General features: G+C 47.5%; 13 protein-coding genes. 2 read left to right on the top strand and 11 right to left on the bottom strand.

The features are described from left to right. Positions 1-65: 65 nt before the first annotated feature. Positions 66-1,220, bottom strand: a complete 1,155-nt coding sequence (locus tag BLCOC_RS19990) for a DUF4179 domain-containing protein (RefSeq protein ID WP_115623155.1) — start codon at positions 1,218-1,220, stop codon at positions 66-68. A 13-nt stretch (positions 1,221-1,233) separates the two neighbouring features. Beyond that, the gene (locus tag BLCOC_RS19995) at positions 1,234-1,728 is read right to left on the bottom strand and encodes an RNA polymerase sigma factor (protein WP_026255768.1); all 495 of its coding nucleotides are present in this window, start codon (positions 1,726-1,728) and stop codon (positions 1,234-1,236) included. Positions 1,729-2,044: 316 nt separating this feature from the next. Here BLCOC_RS19995 and BLCOC_RS20000 point away from each other — a divergent pair, with 316 nt between their 5' ends. Further along, on the top strand, positions 2,045-3,220 hold the full coding sequence (locus BLCOC_RS20000) for an ISL3 family transposase (RefSeq protein ID WP_115622724.1): 1,176 nt from the start codon (positions 2,045-2,047) through the stop codon (positions 3,218-3,220). Between the two features lie 209 nt (positions 3,221-3,429). On the opposite strand, the gene BLCOC_RS20005 is transcribed toward BLCOC_RS20000, so the two are convergent. The 3 genes from BLCOC_RS20005 to ftsZ form a co-directional block, all read right to left on the bottom strand. Beyond that, positions 3,430-3,921: a MogA/MoaB family molybdenum cofactor biosynthesis protein gene (locus tag BLCOC_RS20005; RefSeq protein ID WP_018598402.1), complete on the bottom strand. Its 492-nt coding sequence runs from the start codon at positions 3,919-3,921 to the stop codon at positions 3,430-3,432. Between the two features lie 22 nt (positions 3,922-3,943). Then, the gene (gene moaC / locus BLCOC_RS20010) at positions 3,944-4,453 is read right to left on the bottom strand and encodes a cyclic pyranopterin monophosphate synthase MoaC (RefSeq protein WP_029468307.1); all 510 of its coding nucleotides are present in this window, start codon (positions 4,451-4,453) and stop codon (positions 3,944-3,946) included. 113 nt (positions 4,454-4,566) lie between these two features. After that, positions 4,567-5,754, bottom strand: a complete 1,188-nt coding sequence (ftsZ, locus tag BLCOC_RS20015) for a cell division protein FtsZ (protein WP_018598404.1) — start codon at positions 5,752-5,754, stop codon at positions 4,567-4,569. Between the two features lie 529 nt (positions 5,755-6,283). Here ftsZ and BLCOC_RS20020 point away from each other — a divergent pair. Further along, positions 6,284-8,059: an IS1634 family transposase gene (locus BLCOC_RS20020; protein WP_115623156.1), complete on the top strand. Its 1,776-nt coding sequence runs from the start codon at positions 6,284-6,286 to the stop codon at positions 8,057-8,059. Between the two features lie 206 nt (positions 8,060-8,265). On the opposite strand, the gene BLCOC_RS20025 is transcribed toward BLCOC_RS20020, so the two are convergent. From BLCOC_RS20025 to BLCOC_RS20050, 6 genes are all read right to left on the bottom strand, one after another. Beyond that, positions 8,266-9,270: a cell division protein FtsQ/DivIB gene (locus BLCOC_RS20025; RefSeq protein WP_018598405.1), complete on the bottom strand. Its 1,005-nt coding sequence runs from the start codon at positions 9,268-9,270 to the stop codon at positions 8,266-8,268. Positions 9,271-9,282: 12 nt separating this feature from the next. Continuing rightward, complete coding sequence (murA, locus tag BLCOC_RS20030; RefSeq protein ID WP_029468305.1) at positions 9,283-10,530, bottom strand: UDP-N-acetylglucosamine 1-carboxyvinyltransferase; 1,248 nt, start codon at positions 10,528-10,530, stop codon at positions 9,283-9,285. A 95-nt stretch (positions 10,531-10,625) separates the two neighbouring features. Further along, positions 10,626-11,687, bottom strand: coding sequence for an FtsW/RodA/SpoVE family cell cycle protein (locus BLCOC_RS20035; protein WP_026255770.1), 1,062 nt, complete (start codon positions 11,685-11,687; stop codon positions 10,626-10,628). Positions 11,688-11,845: 158 nt separating this feature from the next. Next, a complete protein-coding gene (gene murD / locus BLCOC_RS20040; protein ID WP_018598408.1) occupies positions 11,846-13,231 on the bottom strand; it encodes a UDP-N-acetylmuramoyl-L-alanine--D-glutamate ligase in 1,386 nt (461 codons plus the stop codon). A gap of 16 nt (positions 13,232-13,247) precedes the next feature. Continuing rightward, on the bottom strand, positions 13,248-14,207 hold the full coding sequence (gene mraY / locus BLCOC_RS20045; RefSeq protein ID WP_029468303.1) for a phospho-N-acetylmuramoyl-pentapeptide-transferase: 960 nt from the start codon (positions 14,205-14,207) through the stop codon (positions 13,248-13,250). A 250-nt stretch (positions 14,208-14,457) separates the two neighbouring features. Beyond that, on the bottom strand, positions 14,458-16,182 hold the full coding sequence (locus BLCOC_RS20050) for a peptidoglycan D,D-transpeptidase FtsI family protein (protein ID WP_018598410.1): 1,725 nt from the start codon (positions 16,180-16,182) through the stop codon (positions 14,458-14,460). Positions 16,183-16,205 lie beyond the last annotated feature (23 nt).

Here is a 16,205-nt window from a genome sequence, read left to right on the forward strand (position 1 = left end):
CCTCTTTTACCAGAGTGTGTTTGAAACCGCAGTCTGGCGGAACAGCGAAAGGCTGAACTGTTACTTTAGTTTATATCATAGGTATTATCATTGATGACGATCTGCGCAATGTCTTTTGGATCAACGATACGGTTGTAGGTAAGGCGCAGCTCACTGTCAACACCGCACAGATATCCGGTATTGTCCAGCTCATCCTGTTTGCTGATCACATAGCTGGAGCCGTCCTTGTATTTCAGTTCTATATATTTGATATAGTAGGGGTCCTGGGCCTGCTCCTGGGGAAGCAGCGCAGCCATATTGATGACCATGGAAATGGGGGAGTAAGAGCAGATCCATGTGCCGTCTTTTTCCAGTGACTGCATAGGGATGGATTCTATCTCGGGCAGTTCCCAATACTCCTCCTCTGTCTGAGCGCTCAGTTCCTCCTGTCTATCCGGGTCAGTCTCATAAAGCTCCTGTAATTCTCCCAAAGTGGCAGCGTATTTATAAATATGCAGCCTTGGCTGAATCTTCTCTGTCCTGTCAGAAGGCCAGATCATATAGTCATACAGATAATATTTCTCATCCGTACTCCTCTCTAAATCTATATACATATAATCCCCTGCAGCATCCCCGTCCTGGTTTTCCGCTATAAAGAGAAAGTCCGTATCTTGAGAAAAGGCTGCCCCTTTTGTCTGGTTTGTCCCTTCATCTGCCAAAAGACAGGTGATCCCTCCCGGTTTTTCCAGAGTGAAGGACATAAGCATACCGTTTCCGTCACTGACGATACTTTCAATAGTCAGTGTATGGCCGTTGATCTCTTTCGTCAGGTTCAGATCCGCCACATTGTCTCCTATGAGCGCATCTGCCTTTTCCTCGTCCACAGGAACGTATTCCTTACCCGGCACATCGGCCATCATGCCGTCGTCTTTATCAGGGTCTGCAGGAACCTGAACCGCTTCCTGGGACGGTTTCGTGGTATTTCCGAACATGCCCTGCAGAAAATCCGTATGCTCTGACAGATAGGCGGCAGCAGCCGTTCCTCCTGTTACGGTCAGAGCAAGGGCAACTGCAGCGGCTGCCGCAGTGACCTTACGCCAGGACTTCTTTGCGTGAATGGTTTTTGTTTTATTTTCCATACGTATCTGACTGTATGTTTCCTGCAGGCGTTCTTCCGCCTGATCAGACAGCTCTAATTTCTGAGACAGAATTTCCTTCATTTCATTTTCTGTGTATTTCATATAGGTGCCTCCTTTACTGCTGCTGCAATACTTCGCCTAGTTTCATTCTTCCTCTTCTCAGACGGCTTTTCACCGTATTTTCACTGATATCCAGCAGTTCTGCTATTTCCCTGGTACAGAATCCTTCTCCATAGTACAGAACAAATATCATTCTGAAATCTTTTGGCAGTTCCTGGACTAAATCTGTAAAATTCTGATCAGCTCCCATTTCTTCCACCGTCCCTTTTTCCGGTATCTGCTCCACAACCGTACATCTTCCCTGGTGCCTCAGGATATCGTTACAGCAGTTTATAAGGATCCTGATGAGCCAGGTTTTAAAATAAGATGCGGAGCGAAGCTCTCCCAAATGTTCATATGCTGACAGTACGGCTTCAGACATGGCATCCGCAATATCATCTTCGCAGCTCAGATAACTCCGGGCCACCTTATACATTGCCTGTTTATTCTGCTCTATCAGCTCTACAAAAGCATCTGCATCCCCTCTCTGGGCCTTTTTCACAAGCCACATGCTTTTTCTCCTCTCTGTCAGCGCCCTGCCCTCAGGAATATTCCCCCTGCCCTGGTATGCATATGTCAGGGAAACTGGAACACTGGCTTTGTATTTCATATTGAACCGGTTCTTTATCATTTACATACATTAGACGAATTCCAAAGGCGTTTGGGTGCACATATCTCAAAAAATACACAATAAAAAAACGGTTCTATAATGAATGTTGGGGTATGTGAATAACGTATTTTCAACATTCATTTTTTGTTATAAAATAAAAGAAGCCTCCCCAAAATGCCGGTCATCCAAAACTAACATTTTAAAGGAGGTTTCAAAAATGCACTCTAATTGTACCAAAAATCTCTTAGATTTAGAAGGGGTTATAATAAAAAAAGTTGTGCATGCGGATCATTATGTAAAGATTTTTATTCAAACAGATCCTTCCTTACAGACTTGTCCTGAGTGCGGCAACCAAACCAAACGCATTCATGATTATCGGTATCAAAAGATTAAGGATCTACCGTTCCAAATGAAACATACATATTTAATACTTAAGAAAAGGCGATATGTCTGTAAATGCGGTAAACGATTTATGGAGAAATATCATTTTCTACCTTCCTATCAACGGCAGACTTTACGTTTATCCTACAAGATAATTGACCTACTTAGAAATCTTGTGAGTATAAAGTCCGTTGCAGATACAACAAATGTTTCAGTTAACACCGTTACCCGACTTTTGGACACCATTAATTATTCTACACCCTCTCTTCCAGAGTGTATATCAATTGATGAATTTAAGGGTAATACAGACGCCGGAAAGTACCAATGTATTCTTTTAGATGCCAAGAAACACCGTATTCTTGATATCCTACCGGACAGAACGCAGAGCCATTTGATTTCCTATTTCAGAGAAACAAACCGAGCTGAGCGCCACCGTGTGAAGTTCTTTGTCTGTGATATGTGGCAGCCCTACGTAGACTTAGCAAGAGCTTACTTCCCTAATGCCACAATCATTATAGACAAATATCATTTCATCCGGTATGTAACTTGGGCAATTGAAAATGTGAGGAAAAGGCTCCAGAAAACAATGCCTGTAAACCTCAGAAGATACTATAAACGCAGCCGAAAGTTAATTCTTACTCGATATGCTAAGCTTAAGGATGAAAACAAGAAAGCGTGCGATCTTATGCTACTTTATAACGATGACTTGAGATTGGCTCATACTCTTAAGGAATGGTTTTATGAGATATGCCAGAGCGAGAAGTACTCCTATCAGCGAACAGCTTTCTGGGAGTGGGTTAAGTCTGCAGAGAAATCAGGAATACCCGAGTTTGAGAACTGTGCAAAAACTTATAGAAACTGGTCAGAAGGTATTTTAAATGCTTTTAAATACAAATATACAAATGGTCCTACTGAAGGTTACAATAATAAAATCAAGGTGCTAAAAAGACTATCTTTCGGAATACGTAACTTTAATAGATTCCGTACAAGAATTATACACTGCTCTATCTAAAAAACGGACGACTGGCAAGAGGCTTATTTGGCATGCCCAAAAACATGAATTATAGACCCAAACATTAAAATGGCCCTAAATGTAGTAAAGGAGCGGGATTCAAAGAATCCCACCCCAACTATTGACATAGAGCCAAAAAAACAGGGATGTGCTGCGGACGATCAAACTCCGCAGCACATCCCATTATCAGCTCTTTCTATTTCCGTTCATCAGGTTCTGGCGCAGTTATGAGCAGTCCCCTGCAGGATATCCAGTCCGTGTCCCAGCTCAGGCAGGATATATTCCAGACATTCTCTCACTGCTTTGGGACTTCCCGGAAGATTGATGATCAGTGCTTTCTTTCTGATCCCTGCTGCCTGACGGCTCAGCATGGCACGTTTTGTGATCTGCATACTGTACGCCCGCATAGCCTCAGGAATACCGGGAACCTGCCTCTCACAGATATCCATGGTAGCCTCCGGCATACAGTCTCTCGGCGAAAAGCCTGTCCCTCCGGTGGTCAGGATCAGATCTGCTGTGTCTTCATCTGCCAGCCTGGCCATCTCACGGCTCAGCATGCCTCTCTCATCGGGAAGCAGGATCTTATATGTGATCTGATAACCTGCCTTCTCCAGAATCTCACAGATAACAGGTGCGCTCATATCCTCTCTCTCACCTGCATACCCACTGTCACTTGATGTTATCACTGCTGCTCTTCTCATAAAAATACCCCCAGTCCTTTTCTTATAAGTTTTTTTCACGGATACGGTCATCCGTAAAGTAAAAATCCCCGCTTTTGCCGCCTTTTTTCTCCACCAGATGGATGTCGGAAAGAACCATTCCCTTGTCAATAGCTTTGCACATATCATAAACCGTCAGAAGCGCCACACTGGCTCCTGTGAGAGCCTCCATCTCCACTCCTGTCTTTCCCTCCACTTTCACGGTACAGAATGCCGTGATGGTAAGATTCTCCCGGTCCGTCTCAAAATCCACACTGCATTTGCTGATCAGCAGCGTGTGGCACATGGGTATCAGAGAGGATGTCTGTTTGACTGCCATGATGCCGGCCACACGGGCCACGCCCAGCACATCACCTTTTTTAGCGGTGTGGTTTACCACCGCATCCATAACCGCCCTGTTTACCTGAATGCTTCCTTTTGCTGTGGCTGTCCGGCTGGTCACATCTTTGCCGGACACATCCACCATAACCGCATTGCCCTCCCCGTCAAAATGGGTCAGTCCCTTGTTGTCCATAGCTGTTCTCCTCTTCTGTATCCGCCTGATATCCATTGATACAGCTCTTTTGATACACGAAAGGCAGTCCGCAACGATTCCCGGACTGCCCCTTTATCCTGTGTGATTTAGATTTATCTTCTGTTCTTCAGGAAATCCGGAATCTGGATGTCCTTTTTCGGTACATTACTTGTGAATGTACCCTGCTGTGTACCTCCGAAGCCCTGCTGCGGCTGGAAGGACGGCATCTTAAATGCCGGCTGCTGCTGAGGCTGTCCGTATGACGGCGCCTGCTGCTGCGGCTGTACCGGTGTCTGCTGCTGTACCGGCTCTTCCTGTCTCGCTGCTTTCTTGTCTCTGCTCACGCTTGGTTTCCTTGCTGTCTCATCATCCAGTCCGGTAGCGATCACAGTGATCCTTACAAAATCAGCTTCTTTATCATCATACAGGGCACCAAAGATAATATTGGTATCTTCTCCGGTAAGATCCTGTACATAGCTGGCTGCATCGTTGGCATCCATAAGAGAGATATCTCCGGATACGTTGATGATAACATGGGAAGCACCCTCGATGGTTGTCTCGAGAAGCGGACTGGATACGGCCTGCTGTACAGCTTCCATAGCCTTGTCGTCGCCCTTGCCCTCACCGATACCGATATGAGCAATACCCTTGTCGATCATGACAGTCTGAACATCCGCAAAGTCGAGGTTGATCAGTGCAGGCAGATTAATCAGGTCTGTAATGCCCTGTACAGCCTGCTGCAGAACCTCATCTGCTTTTCTGAGAGCTTCCGGCATGGTAGTCCGACGGTCTACGATCTCAAGCAGACGGTCATTTGGGATGACGATCAGTGTGTCTACATTCTCTTTTAATTTTTCAATACCTGTCAGCGCGTTTGTCATACGGGTCTTAGCTTCAAAACGGAAAGGTTTTGTGACAACGCCTACGGTCAGGATACCCATCTCTTTTGCCATGCCTGCCACGATCGGTGCGGCACCTGTTCCGGTTCCGCCGCCCATACCACAGGTGACAAATACCATATCTGCACCCTGCAGTACCTGCTTGATCTCCTCGATGCTCTCCTCAGCCGCTTTTTCACCGATCTCCGGCTTAGCGCCTGCACCAAGGCCTTTTGTCAGCTTCTCACCGATCTGTACTACAGTCGGTGCCTTGCACAAGGTCAGGGCCTGTTTATCTGTATTGACTCCGACGAATTCCACTCCGCCGATAGCTTCTTCCACCATTCTGTTGACTGCGTTATTACCAGCTCCACCTACACCAATCACTATAATTTTTGCAGATGATTCAGCTTCGTTTGTCATTATCTCTAACAAAGTACTTCCTCCTTTAGCTTCCCTCGTATGTTGTAAAGCGGGTTATGATATCCACTTCGCTGCTTCTTCATGAACACAGATATCTGCATCTTATCCGTATTCGGCTACACTGACGTGTATGATTTCAGTAATCAGGTTTATCTGTCTATGTTTCTCTTCATGTTCTCAAAAGGCATTTATTAATAATCTTCTGAAAACCCAGGTACGGTAATTCTAAGTACCCTCATGATGCATATAGATATATAATATAGTCTTTTGGAAAATTAATCAACTGGTAAATTTATTTTTTCACAAAAATTTTAAAAAAAACATCAAAATTTCCCGATTTGTGTCCCATAAAAAACAAAATTCCTCTGTTATTCCGCCCCGGAACCATCATCTCGGAAGTTTGACAGCTGAACAAAAGAAAAACACCTGCAGGCCGCATAAAGCCTGTATTTTTTTTGTCAAATTTTATCCATTTAGTTGTAGCTATTTATGGCTATATATGATATAATAAGGGCAGGAGGTGAGCAACATGAAACTTACAGTCAGCAAATCGAAAAATTCTGCATCCTTTTATGTCCAAAAAACGATTCGGAAACCCAACGGCAGCGTGACTACGATAACCGTGGAAAAACTCGGAAACCTAACAGAAGTTACCGCTAAGGCTGGCGGAAAAGATCCCTACGTGTGGGCACAGGAGTACGTCAACGAATTGAACCGCAGGGAGTATGATGAAAACAAAGAGATCATTGTCAGCTATTCCCCTTCCAGGCTTCTCAAAAAGGGGGAGCAAAAACTTTTCAACTGCGGCTACCTCTTTCTACAGAGCATTTACTATAGTCTGGGACTGGATAAGATCTGCAGGGATATCTCATCCCGTCATTCTTTTGAATATGACCTGAATGATGTCCTCTCAAAACTTATTTATACCAGAATACTTTTCCCCTCTTCAAAGCTCTCTTCCAATAAACAGGCTGCCAAATTCGTAGAACAGCCAACCTTTGAACTTCATGATATCTACCGCGCGCTTTCTGTCCTTTCAGAAGAGAACGATTTTATACAGGCACAGCTTTACAAAAACAGCCAAAAAGCCATAGAACGCAGAAAGGATATCCTTTACTATGACTGCACGAATTACTTCTTTGAACTGGAAGAGGCCGATGACCTACGCCGGTACGGAAAAAGTAAACAACACCAGCCTCTTCCTATCGTGGGCATGGGGTTATTTATGGATTATGACGGGATTCCACTGGCCTTCGATATTTATCCCGGAAACCAGAATGAGCAGCCCACCCTGAAGCCCTTGGAGAAGAAGGTGCTCCAGGATTATGGCCTTGGACAGGTTGTTGTCTGCACGGATGCCGGGCTTTCTTCAAAAACAAACAGGAAGTTCAATGACAGGACACTTGGCGGGGTACAGATCCGCAGCTTTATTACCACACAGTCCGTCAAACAGCTTCCCGGATACCTCAAAGATTTCGCACTTGATCCGGCCGGATGGCATCTTGCAGGTTCTGACAAGTCTTTCAGTCTTGATGAGATTGATGAAACCAGAGATTACAATAAGATTTTTTACAAAGACCGCTGGATCAAAGAAGACCTTTCCCAAAGGAAAATCAAAAGCGGTACAAAACCTTTAGAACAGCACCTGATCATTTCATTTTCATTGAAATATAAAAACTACCAGAGGAAAATCAGGAACGGGCAGGTGGAACGGGCCCTGCAGCTTATTGACAGCGGGAACTACAAGCAACGGCCCAAAAACCAGAATGATCCCCACCGGTTTATATCCAGAGATAAAGCAACGAAAGACGGGGAAATCTGCTCCGAAGAGAGGGTTTACCTGAATACAGATGCCATTCAGGAAGAGGAACGCTATGATGGTTTCTATGCCGTATGTACGAACCTTAACGACATGGGAGTAGATGAGATTGTAAGAATCAATAAGAAACGCTGGGAGATTGAGGAATGTTTCCGGATTATGAAGACCGGCTTCAGGGCCCGTCCTGTATATCTTCAGACAGAAGACCACATCCGTGCCCATTTCATCACATGCTTTATCGCCCTTGTAGTATACCGGACACTTGAAAAGAAGCTGGATGAAAAATATACCTGCGAGGAAATCCTGAGCACACTGAAAAGTATGGTTATGGCCCGTCCCGGCGAAAAGATGGGTTACACTCCTGTATATACAAGAACAGATCTCACGGATGCCCTGCATGAATCAGCAGGTTTCCGTACGGATTATCAGATCATAACCGATGTAAATATGCGTAAAGTAATACGTACATCCAAGAAGAAAAAGTAATAATATATAGCTACATTTTTAACTACTAAAAAATCCGTAGGAAGCCTTGTTTAAGGCATTCTACGGATTTTAGCTGTCAAAGATGGGGATATATAATATAGTCTTTTGGAAAATTAATCAACTGGTAAATTTATTTTTTCACAAAAATTTTAAAAAAAACATCAAAATTTCCCGATTTGTGTCCCATAAAAAACAAAATTCCTCTGTTATTCCGCCCCGGAACCATCATCTGAGCCGTCATAGGAACCATCGCTTTCATATCCGGAACCATCCTCATCACCGGAGCCGTCTTCATATTCAGAAGTCTCATCGTATCCACTGCCCTCTTCGTAGCCGGTCTCCTCTTCGCTGTAATCTGCTCCCTCGTCTCCGGAGTCATCGTAGCCGGAACTGTCGTCATTTGCGGAGCCGTCACCATCCTCATCCTCATCAGACGAATCCTGGTCATCCGTGCCGCCGTTTTTATTCTTCTTCAGCGCTTCCTGCTCTGCCTCACTCAGCACCTTGTCAAAAACTACATTTTTTGAAGTCTCATCCACATTTTCCAGATGAAGGACACCTTCCATGCCGCCAAGCTGGGGAATAATGCCTAAAAGCCTGCTCATCTTCTCATCCATATTCTTGTCAGAGCCCATGCGCGCTTCCACTTTTCCGTAATAGAGCACAAGCTGCCCCTTCTCATCCAGCACCAGCCTGTCCGGTTTCTCATCGCCTTTTTCCAACATCTTGGTAACGCTTAAGATGAGGCTCAGACTGCTCTTATCAAGTCCGGGGATCTTCTCTCCCACCCCCACCTTATCAAGCTTCAGCCCCTCCACATTGGGTATATTCTCCAACTCTTCTGTGGTGCTCACCTGCACAATACCATTTCTGTCAAAGTATAAGTTGCCGTCCAAAAATTTTACATAGCCTATCAGCTCTTTCTCCCTGACATGGATCACCAGGCTGTGACGGCTTGTCCTCTCCAGCCAGACTTTATTGATAAATTCCGCATCTTTTGTTCTTTTATCAGGATCGAGAAACCTCACCAGCACTGAATTGCCCGAAAGAGGGCCTGACAGCACCATTTTTTTGATTTCATCTTCCGTATAGTTCTTATTTCCTTCTACTTTAACACTGGTAATCTGAAAGCAGGCAAAGAATACCGCAATGGCTGTTAATATGGCCGCTGCCAGGCAGCCCCAGAATATCCTGTGTTTTTTCCTGTCCATACATGTTCCCCTTTAATCTCTCTCAATCACGGCGCCAAGCTGTGACAGATCACGGCAGATATCCTCATATCCCCGCTCAATATACTGCCTGTTCCTCACAAGGGTCTCCCCCTGCGCCGCCAGCCCTGCTATGACAAGGGCTGCTCCGCCTCTCAGTTCCTGTGCCTCCACAGCCGCACCATGTAACGTCCCGCCTCGGATAACAGCTTTCCTGCCGTCCACCCGGACCTCTGCTCCCATGTGCCGAAGCTGTGATGCTGTCTTAAATCTGTCCTCAAAAATTGTCTCCACCAGGCAGCTCTCTCCCGGTATGGTACACAGTACCGCCATAAGGGGTGACTGTAAATCCGTGGGAAATCCCGGATAAACCTCTGTACACTGTCTCTTCAACGGAACCTGCACCCACCTGCTGCACAAAGACAGTTTACCACCGATTACTTCATATTGTCCACCCATTTTCTCATACACCCTCATGAGGGCTTCCATTTCCTCCACAGGTGCGCCGTCCAGGACCATCTCTCCTCTGGTAGCCGCGCAGGCACACACATAGGTTCCTGCAACGATCCGGTCTGCGGGTACGGTAAACTCGGTACCATGCAGCTCCTCTACACCTGTGATCGTAAGGGAATCACTTCCCGTTCCCTCAATTTTTGCGCCGCAGGCGTTTAAAAAGCGGCACAGCCAAACCACTTCCGGCTCTCTGGCACATCCCTCCAGATGTGTGATCCCTTTTGCAAGCACAGAGGCCAGCACCGCGTTCTGAGTAGCTCCCACGCTCACTTTAGGAAAATGTATGGTGTTCCCAACAAGCCCATCTGTCCCGGCCACAAGAACCCCCTCTTTCTCCTCAAATACTGCGCCCAGCCGTTCCAGAGCGTACAGATGCAGGTCAATGGGACGCTCCCCAATGACGCAGCCGCCCGGATGGGGCACAGACGCACTGTGGTATCTTCCCAGAAGACTTCCCAGTAAAATCACTGAAGAGCGCATTTTCTGGCCTTCACAGCAGTCTATCTCTGTCCTCTCCACATGGGCAGGGTCCAGAGTCAGAGTATCTCCCTCGTGATGGATCTGCATGCCAAGCTCCCGCAGGATTTCCTCCATAACAAAGACATCCGCAATCTTTGGACAATGGTGCAGTACACTTTTCCCTTTATGCAAAAGAGCGGCCGCCATCATTGGCAACGCCGCATTTTTAGAACCTTGTATCCTTACTTCGCCTGTGAGCGGATTTCCGCCTTCTATCCTAATTTCATTCAAGTCTTACCTTTCCTCCCGCCTCCTGGCTATACACTATTGTATGCAGAGAGGGGAAAAAGGTTACGGTTCGCTCTGCGGGCAGCGCCTGGAACGCTTTAGGGGGAGCGCGTTCTGCTCACAGACAGTGCCAGACCCATCTCTCCCATCAGAAATAAAACCGATGTTCCGCCGTAACTGACAAAGGGAAGGGTGATCCCTGTATTTGGTATGGTGTTGGTGACTACCGCAATATTCAGGATCACCTGGATAGCCATATGTCCCATGATCCCCGCCGCGATCAGGGCACCGCACAGGTCCCTGGCATGGGTGGCTATCACCATGAGCCTCCAGATCAACAGTGCGAAGATCAGGATCAGCAGACAGGCACCAATGAGACCTGTCTCCTCGCAGATAATGGAAAATATCATATCATTCTGCGCTTCAGGCACAAATCCCAGCTTCTGCAGGCTGCTCCCCAGACCCTTGCCGAAAATACCGCCGCTGCCGATGGCATACAGACCTTGGATGGTCTGAAACCCTTTCTCATACTTCTCGGGATTTCTCCAGATAGCGATACGCTCCAGACGGTAACTGGCCATACTCAAAAAGATTCCGATAAAGAGCACTCCCACACCTCCGATTCCCACAAAGGGCAGGTATTTGGGATTGGAGACAAAGATCAGGATAACTCCAATGCCCAGAATAATAATGGCTGTGCTCAGATTGTTGGTACCTACAAGGCCTACAATGGGAAGGAGCAGAGCCATAGTTCCCGCCATGTGCAGAAGACTGTCCTGCCGTTTCCGGGAATTTGTTATCACATAGGTGAGCAGCAGGATAACCGCCACCTTGGCAAACTCGGAGGGCTGAAAGGACAGAGGCCCAATGGACAGCCAGCGCTTGGAACCGTTATATTCGTCTCCGAACAGAAGTACCGCCAGGGACAGACCCATGGACACCACATACAAAAAGGGAGCCATCTTTGTGAGGACATGGTAGTCCATGCAGGACACCAGATACATCCCCATCATACCCAAAGAGGTGGCAAAAAGCTGCTTTTTAAAATAATAGGCAGGGTCATGAAACTTCACCCTGCCATTATATGCACTCGTGCTATATAAAAAGATCAGACCACAGACAACCAGCAGCAGTACGAGAATTAAAAGCGTTCCATCCATGCGTCTTTTCTGCTGCTCATTTACCTTTTGATCCGCAGCAGCTGCCGCACCTGACAGCGAATGCCTTTTGAGGTATCTCTTCTCCACACGCATTTCCCTTTCATTTTTGCTCATACTGCATTATATTGCCTGCCGCACCGGATTATTCCTTATGATTTTCAGGTACTCTGCTGGGCCGCTTCCAGACTTTTTACATAGTCTTTGAATTTGTCTCCCCTCTGCTCATAGTTGTCAAACTGTCCCCAGCTTGCACAGGCAGGCGACAGAAGGACAGCGTCTCCGGGATTTGCCTTCTCCGCACAGATCTTAACAGCCTCTTCCAGGTCTTCCGCCAGGATCGTACTCATGAACCCGCAACTGTGGGCAGCTTTCTCAATCTTCTCTTTTGTCTGCCCGATAAGGACCAGATATCTCACCCTGCCCTCAAATGCACGGATCCACTCTTCATAGGAAGACTCCTTATCGTATCCGCCGCCGATCAGAAGGGTGGGCCTGTTCATGGCCTGTATCCCTTTGATGGCCGCGTCAGGGTTGGTTCCCTTGGAATCATTATAATATGCCACACCGTCAATCTCAGCCACAAACTCGATCCTGTGGGGCACTGCGGTAAAGTTTCGGATCACCTGCCGAATGGTATCCATGGGAACTCCTGCACAATAGGCCATAGCTACCGCCGCCATGACATTTTCATGATTATGGCGTCCCAACAGCTTCAACTCCTTCGTCTCTGCCACTAAAATCTCCTCTGACCCGGTGCGCATGACAATCTGCCCTCCGTCCAGGAAAATTCCTTTTTCCAGTTTATGTAAGCTTGAAAAGAAGACCACTTCTGCCGGACATACCTGGGCAAACCGCCGAAGCTCCTCATCCTCATGATTGAGAACACAGAAATCCTCTTTTGTCTGGTTCCCCGCGATCATCTCCTTCACCCGGATGTACTCCTCCATGGTGTGATGGCGGTTCAGATGGTCCTCCGTAATGTTCAGGACAGCGGATACCTTAGGATGAAATTCCATGGTTGTCTCAAGCTGGAAGCTGCTGATCTCCGCCACCGTATAACTCTCTTCCGTCATGGAAAGGGCAGCGCCTGTGTAGGCGTTTCCGATGTTACCCACCACAAAGACAGACTTGGCATACGCCTTCATGATCTCACCCAGGAGAGCTGTGGTGGTAGTCTTTCCGTTGGTTCCTGTTATGGCAAGCACCGTGCCCGCGCCCATGCGGTAAGCCAGCTCCACTTCACCCCACACCGGGATCCCCTCACGCCTTATAGCCTCCACCGGGGCAATATCCAGAGGGACTCCAGGGCTCATTACCACCAGGTCAAGGGATGCCAGCAGCTCTTTCGGCAGTTCTCCAAGGACAATTTCACAGGCAGCATTCTTGGGAAGGCGCCCTCTTATCTCCTCTTTGTCCAGCGCTTTATTCCCATCATATAATATCACGTCAGCCTGTACCGCTTCCAGCAGACGCACTGCGCCGATGCCGCTGATTCCTGAGCCAAATACAAGTACACGTTTTCCTTTTAAATTTGTTCTGTCCATTTCACTTTTTCCTTTCTTATAATGCCAGCAGTGCGATCAGACACAGAATGGCTGTAATAATAGAGAATACGGCTACCACCCTTGTCTCAGACCAGCCGCACAATTCAAAATGATGGTGGATAGGTGCCATCTTAAAAATTCTTTTGCCGTGGGATACCTTAAAATAAGTCACCTGGATCATGACAGAGAGCACTTCCACCACGTAGATCAATCCCACGATCAGCAGGAACAAAGGCATCTGCAGCATATACGCTGTGCCTGCCACAAAGCCGCCCAGTGCCAGGGAACCTGTATCCCCCATAAAGATCTTGGCGGGATAGACATTAAACAGTAAAAATCCCATCAGCGCTCCCACTACCGCACAGGTGATAGGCTCAATGCCGCTCTTTGTCCCAATGGCAACCACAGAAAAGAAGGTGGCCACCATGATCGTGACAGAGGAGGCCAGTCCATCCAGACCATCTGTAAAGTTCACGCCGTTCACAGTGCCGATGACCACAAAAAACAAAAGCGGTACCGTAAGAAATCCTGGATTTATCTCATAGCCTGCTGCAAAAGGCACTTTTATGGTCATGGATACATCTGTGAATCTCATCAGATAAAAAGCGAAGATCCCTGTCACCACAAGCTGACACAGCATCTTCTGCCAGGCCAGAAGCCCGTCCGACCGCCGCAGGACCACCTTTAGGTAGTCATCCCAGAAGCCGATCAGCCCGAATCCCAGTGTCAGAAACAATACAGGGATGATCTTCGGATAATCCTTCACATAAAACAGGGAGGTGACCACTGTGGAGAGCAGAAATATTATTCCGCCCATGGTTGGCGTCCCCGCCTTTTTCAAATGGGACTGTACGCCGTCTACCCGCTCAGTCTGCCCCATTTTCAACTTTCGTAAATAGGGGATAATGATAGGCCCCAGAATCACACTGACTATAAATGCTGTCAGCACAGGCAGTACCATCTTATACTCTGTCATAACACACCTCATTTTTATGTATTTTTTAGCTGCTGTTCACAGGCCATTGTCCCGGGAGCGCAAAAAAGGCTGCCGCCATACTCCCTTTTGACAACACTGGTTATAGTATAAAGCTTTTGTCCTCATTTATCAACCGTAACTATTCAGCTGCCCGGTTTCACGGCGGCAGGGGCTCTTCCGGGCACAGAGAAGACCATAACCCAGGGACATGCGCCAGACTGCAAAAAAGCAGTCTGGCAAAAGTCAGGTATCAGCCTTCTATCCCCATGTATGGAAGAATATTCTCATAGATATCCCGGATGACCGGAGCCGCTATGGTACCGCCGTAGTAGACGCCCTGAGGGTCATGGATCAGGCAGATTCCAAGTATCTGAGGCGTCTCAGCCGGTGTAAATCCCAGGAAGGAGGAAATATACCGGTTGGCACTTCTGGGCAGCGTCTGGGATGTAGCTGTCTTGCCCCCGATGGTCCGGCCTTCAATGGCCGCATTCTTTCCGGAGCCTTCAGAGACTACTTTTTCCAAAATATAGCGCACCTCCTCAGATACCTCCTCTGTCACCACCCCTTTCTCCTCCGGATACTCCAGGGTTTCCACCAGATTTCCATCCTCATCTGTCACCTTGACCCCAAAGTGGGGTGTGATCCTTCTGCCCCCGTTGATGATGGAGCTGACGGTTGTGGCCAATTGGATCGGCGTGATCTGGAAAGACTGGCCAAAAGAAATAGTTGCAAGTTCCACCTGTCCGATGTTTGACTTTTTATGCATAATGGTAGCTGCCTCCCCGGGAAGGTCGATCCCCGTTTTCTTCAGCAGCCCGAACTGTTTGAAATACTTATAGTAATTGTCCACCCCCAGTCTCAGACCAACCTCGATAAATACCGGATTACAGGAGTTCATGGCACCCTGTACAAAGTTTTCCGCGCCATGTCCTGTCCTTTTATGGCAATGGATCCTCCTGTCCTCCACAATTTTAAATCCGGGGCAGGAAAAGGTGTCATTCATGCTGACTACCCCCTCAGACAGCCCGGCTGCCATAGTGATGATCTTAAATGTGGACCCCGGCTCATAGGTATCGTTGATGGTCAGATTTCTCCACATCTGATTACAGGCATCCTGCTTCTCCTTATCGGTCATGCCGGAGGTATCCGCGTCTGTATTCAGGGTAAAGGGTTCATTGAGATCAAACTCCGGAACATTTACATCCGCGTAAATTTCCCCGTTCTGTGGGTTTATGAACAGGATGGAGACGGCGTCTGCCTGCTTTTCTTCCATGACCTTCTCCGCTGCCTGCTGGGCGTACATCTGAATATTTTTATCCAGGCTGATGTGCAGGTCATATCCCGCCACCGGTTCCACACGGCTTTCCCCCAGTTCGTCAATCTCCACGCCTCTGGCGTCTGTGGTGGTAAGGATCTTGCCGTCTATGCCTTTCAGAATGTCATCGTACCACACTTCCAGCCCAATGATCCCCTGATTGTCTCCTCCCGTAAATCCAAGTACCTTTGAGGCCAATTCATTGCAGGGGTAGTAGCGTTTAAAATCCTCATCCACCTTGACGCCTGCAAGACCGTATTCCCGGATTCTGTCCCCCACCTCCTTCTCCACATTTGTCTTTACTTTCTCAATAGAAGAAACCTTCTCTACCCTTTTCCTGGCTGTCTCCTCAGAAAGTCCCAGCTCCTTCTGGAGCATGGCAATGATCTTATCCGGTTCCTTTACCTGGCTGTGTATAACAGATATGGTACAAACAGCCTTGTTATCTGCCAGGATCTCCCCCTTTGCATCAATGATCCTGCCCCTGGCGGCTTTGATGTCACGCTCTCTCTCGTGGAGCTGTTCCGCCTTCTTTGCATAGTAATCAGACTTTATCACCATGAGATAGACCATACGGCCCATAAGCCCTGCAAGCATCAGCACACAGGCGGCAAACACGATCACTGTCTTCTTCTTGTGGTACGTCCTGTTTTTTTTCATTCCCGGTTCCCCTGCAGCTTATC

The sequence above is a fragment of the Blautia coccoides genome (assembly GCF_034355335.1).
GTDB classification, from domain to species: Bacteria; Bacillota; Clostridia; order Lachnospirales; family Lachnospiraceae; genus Blautia; species Blautia producta.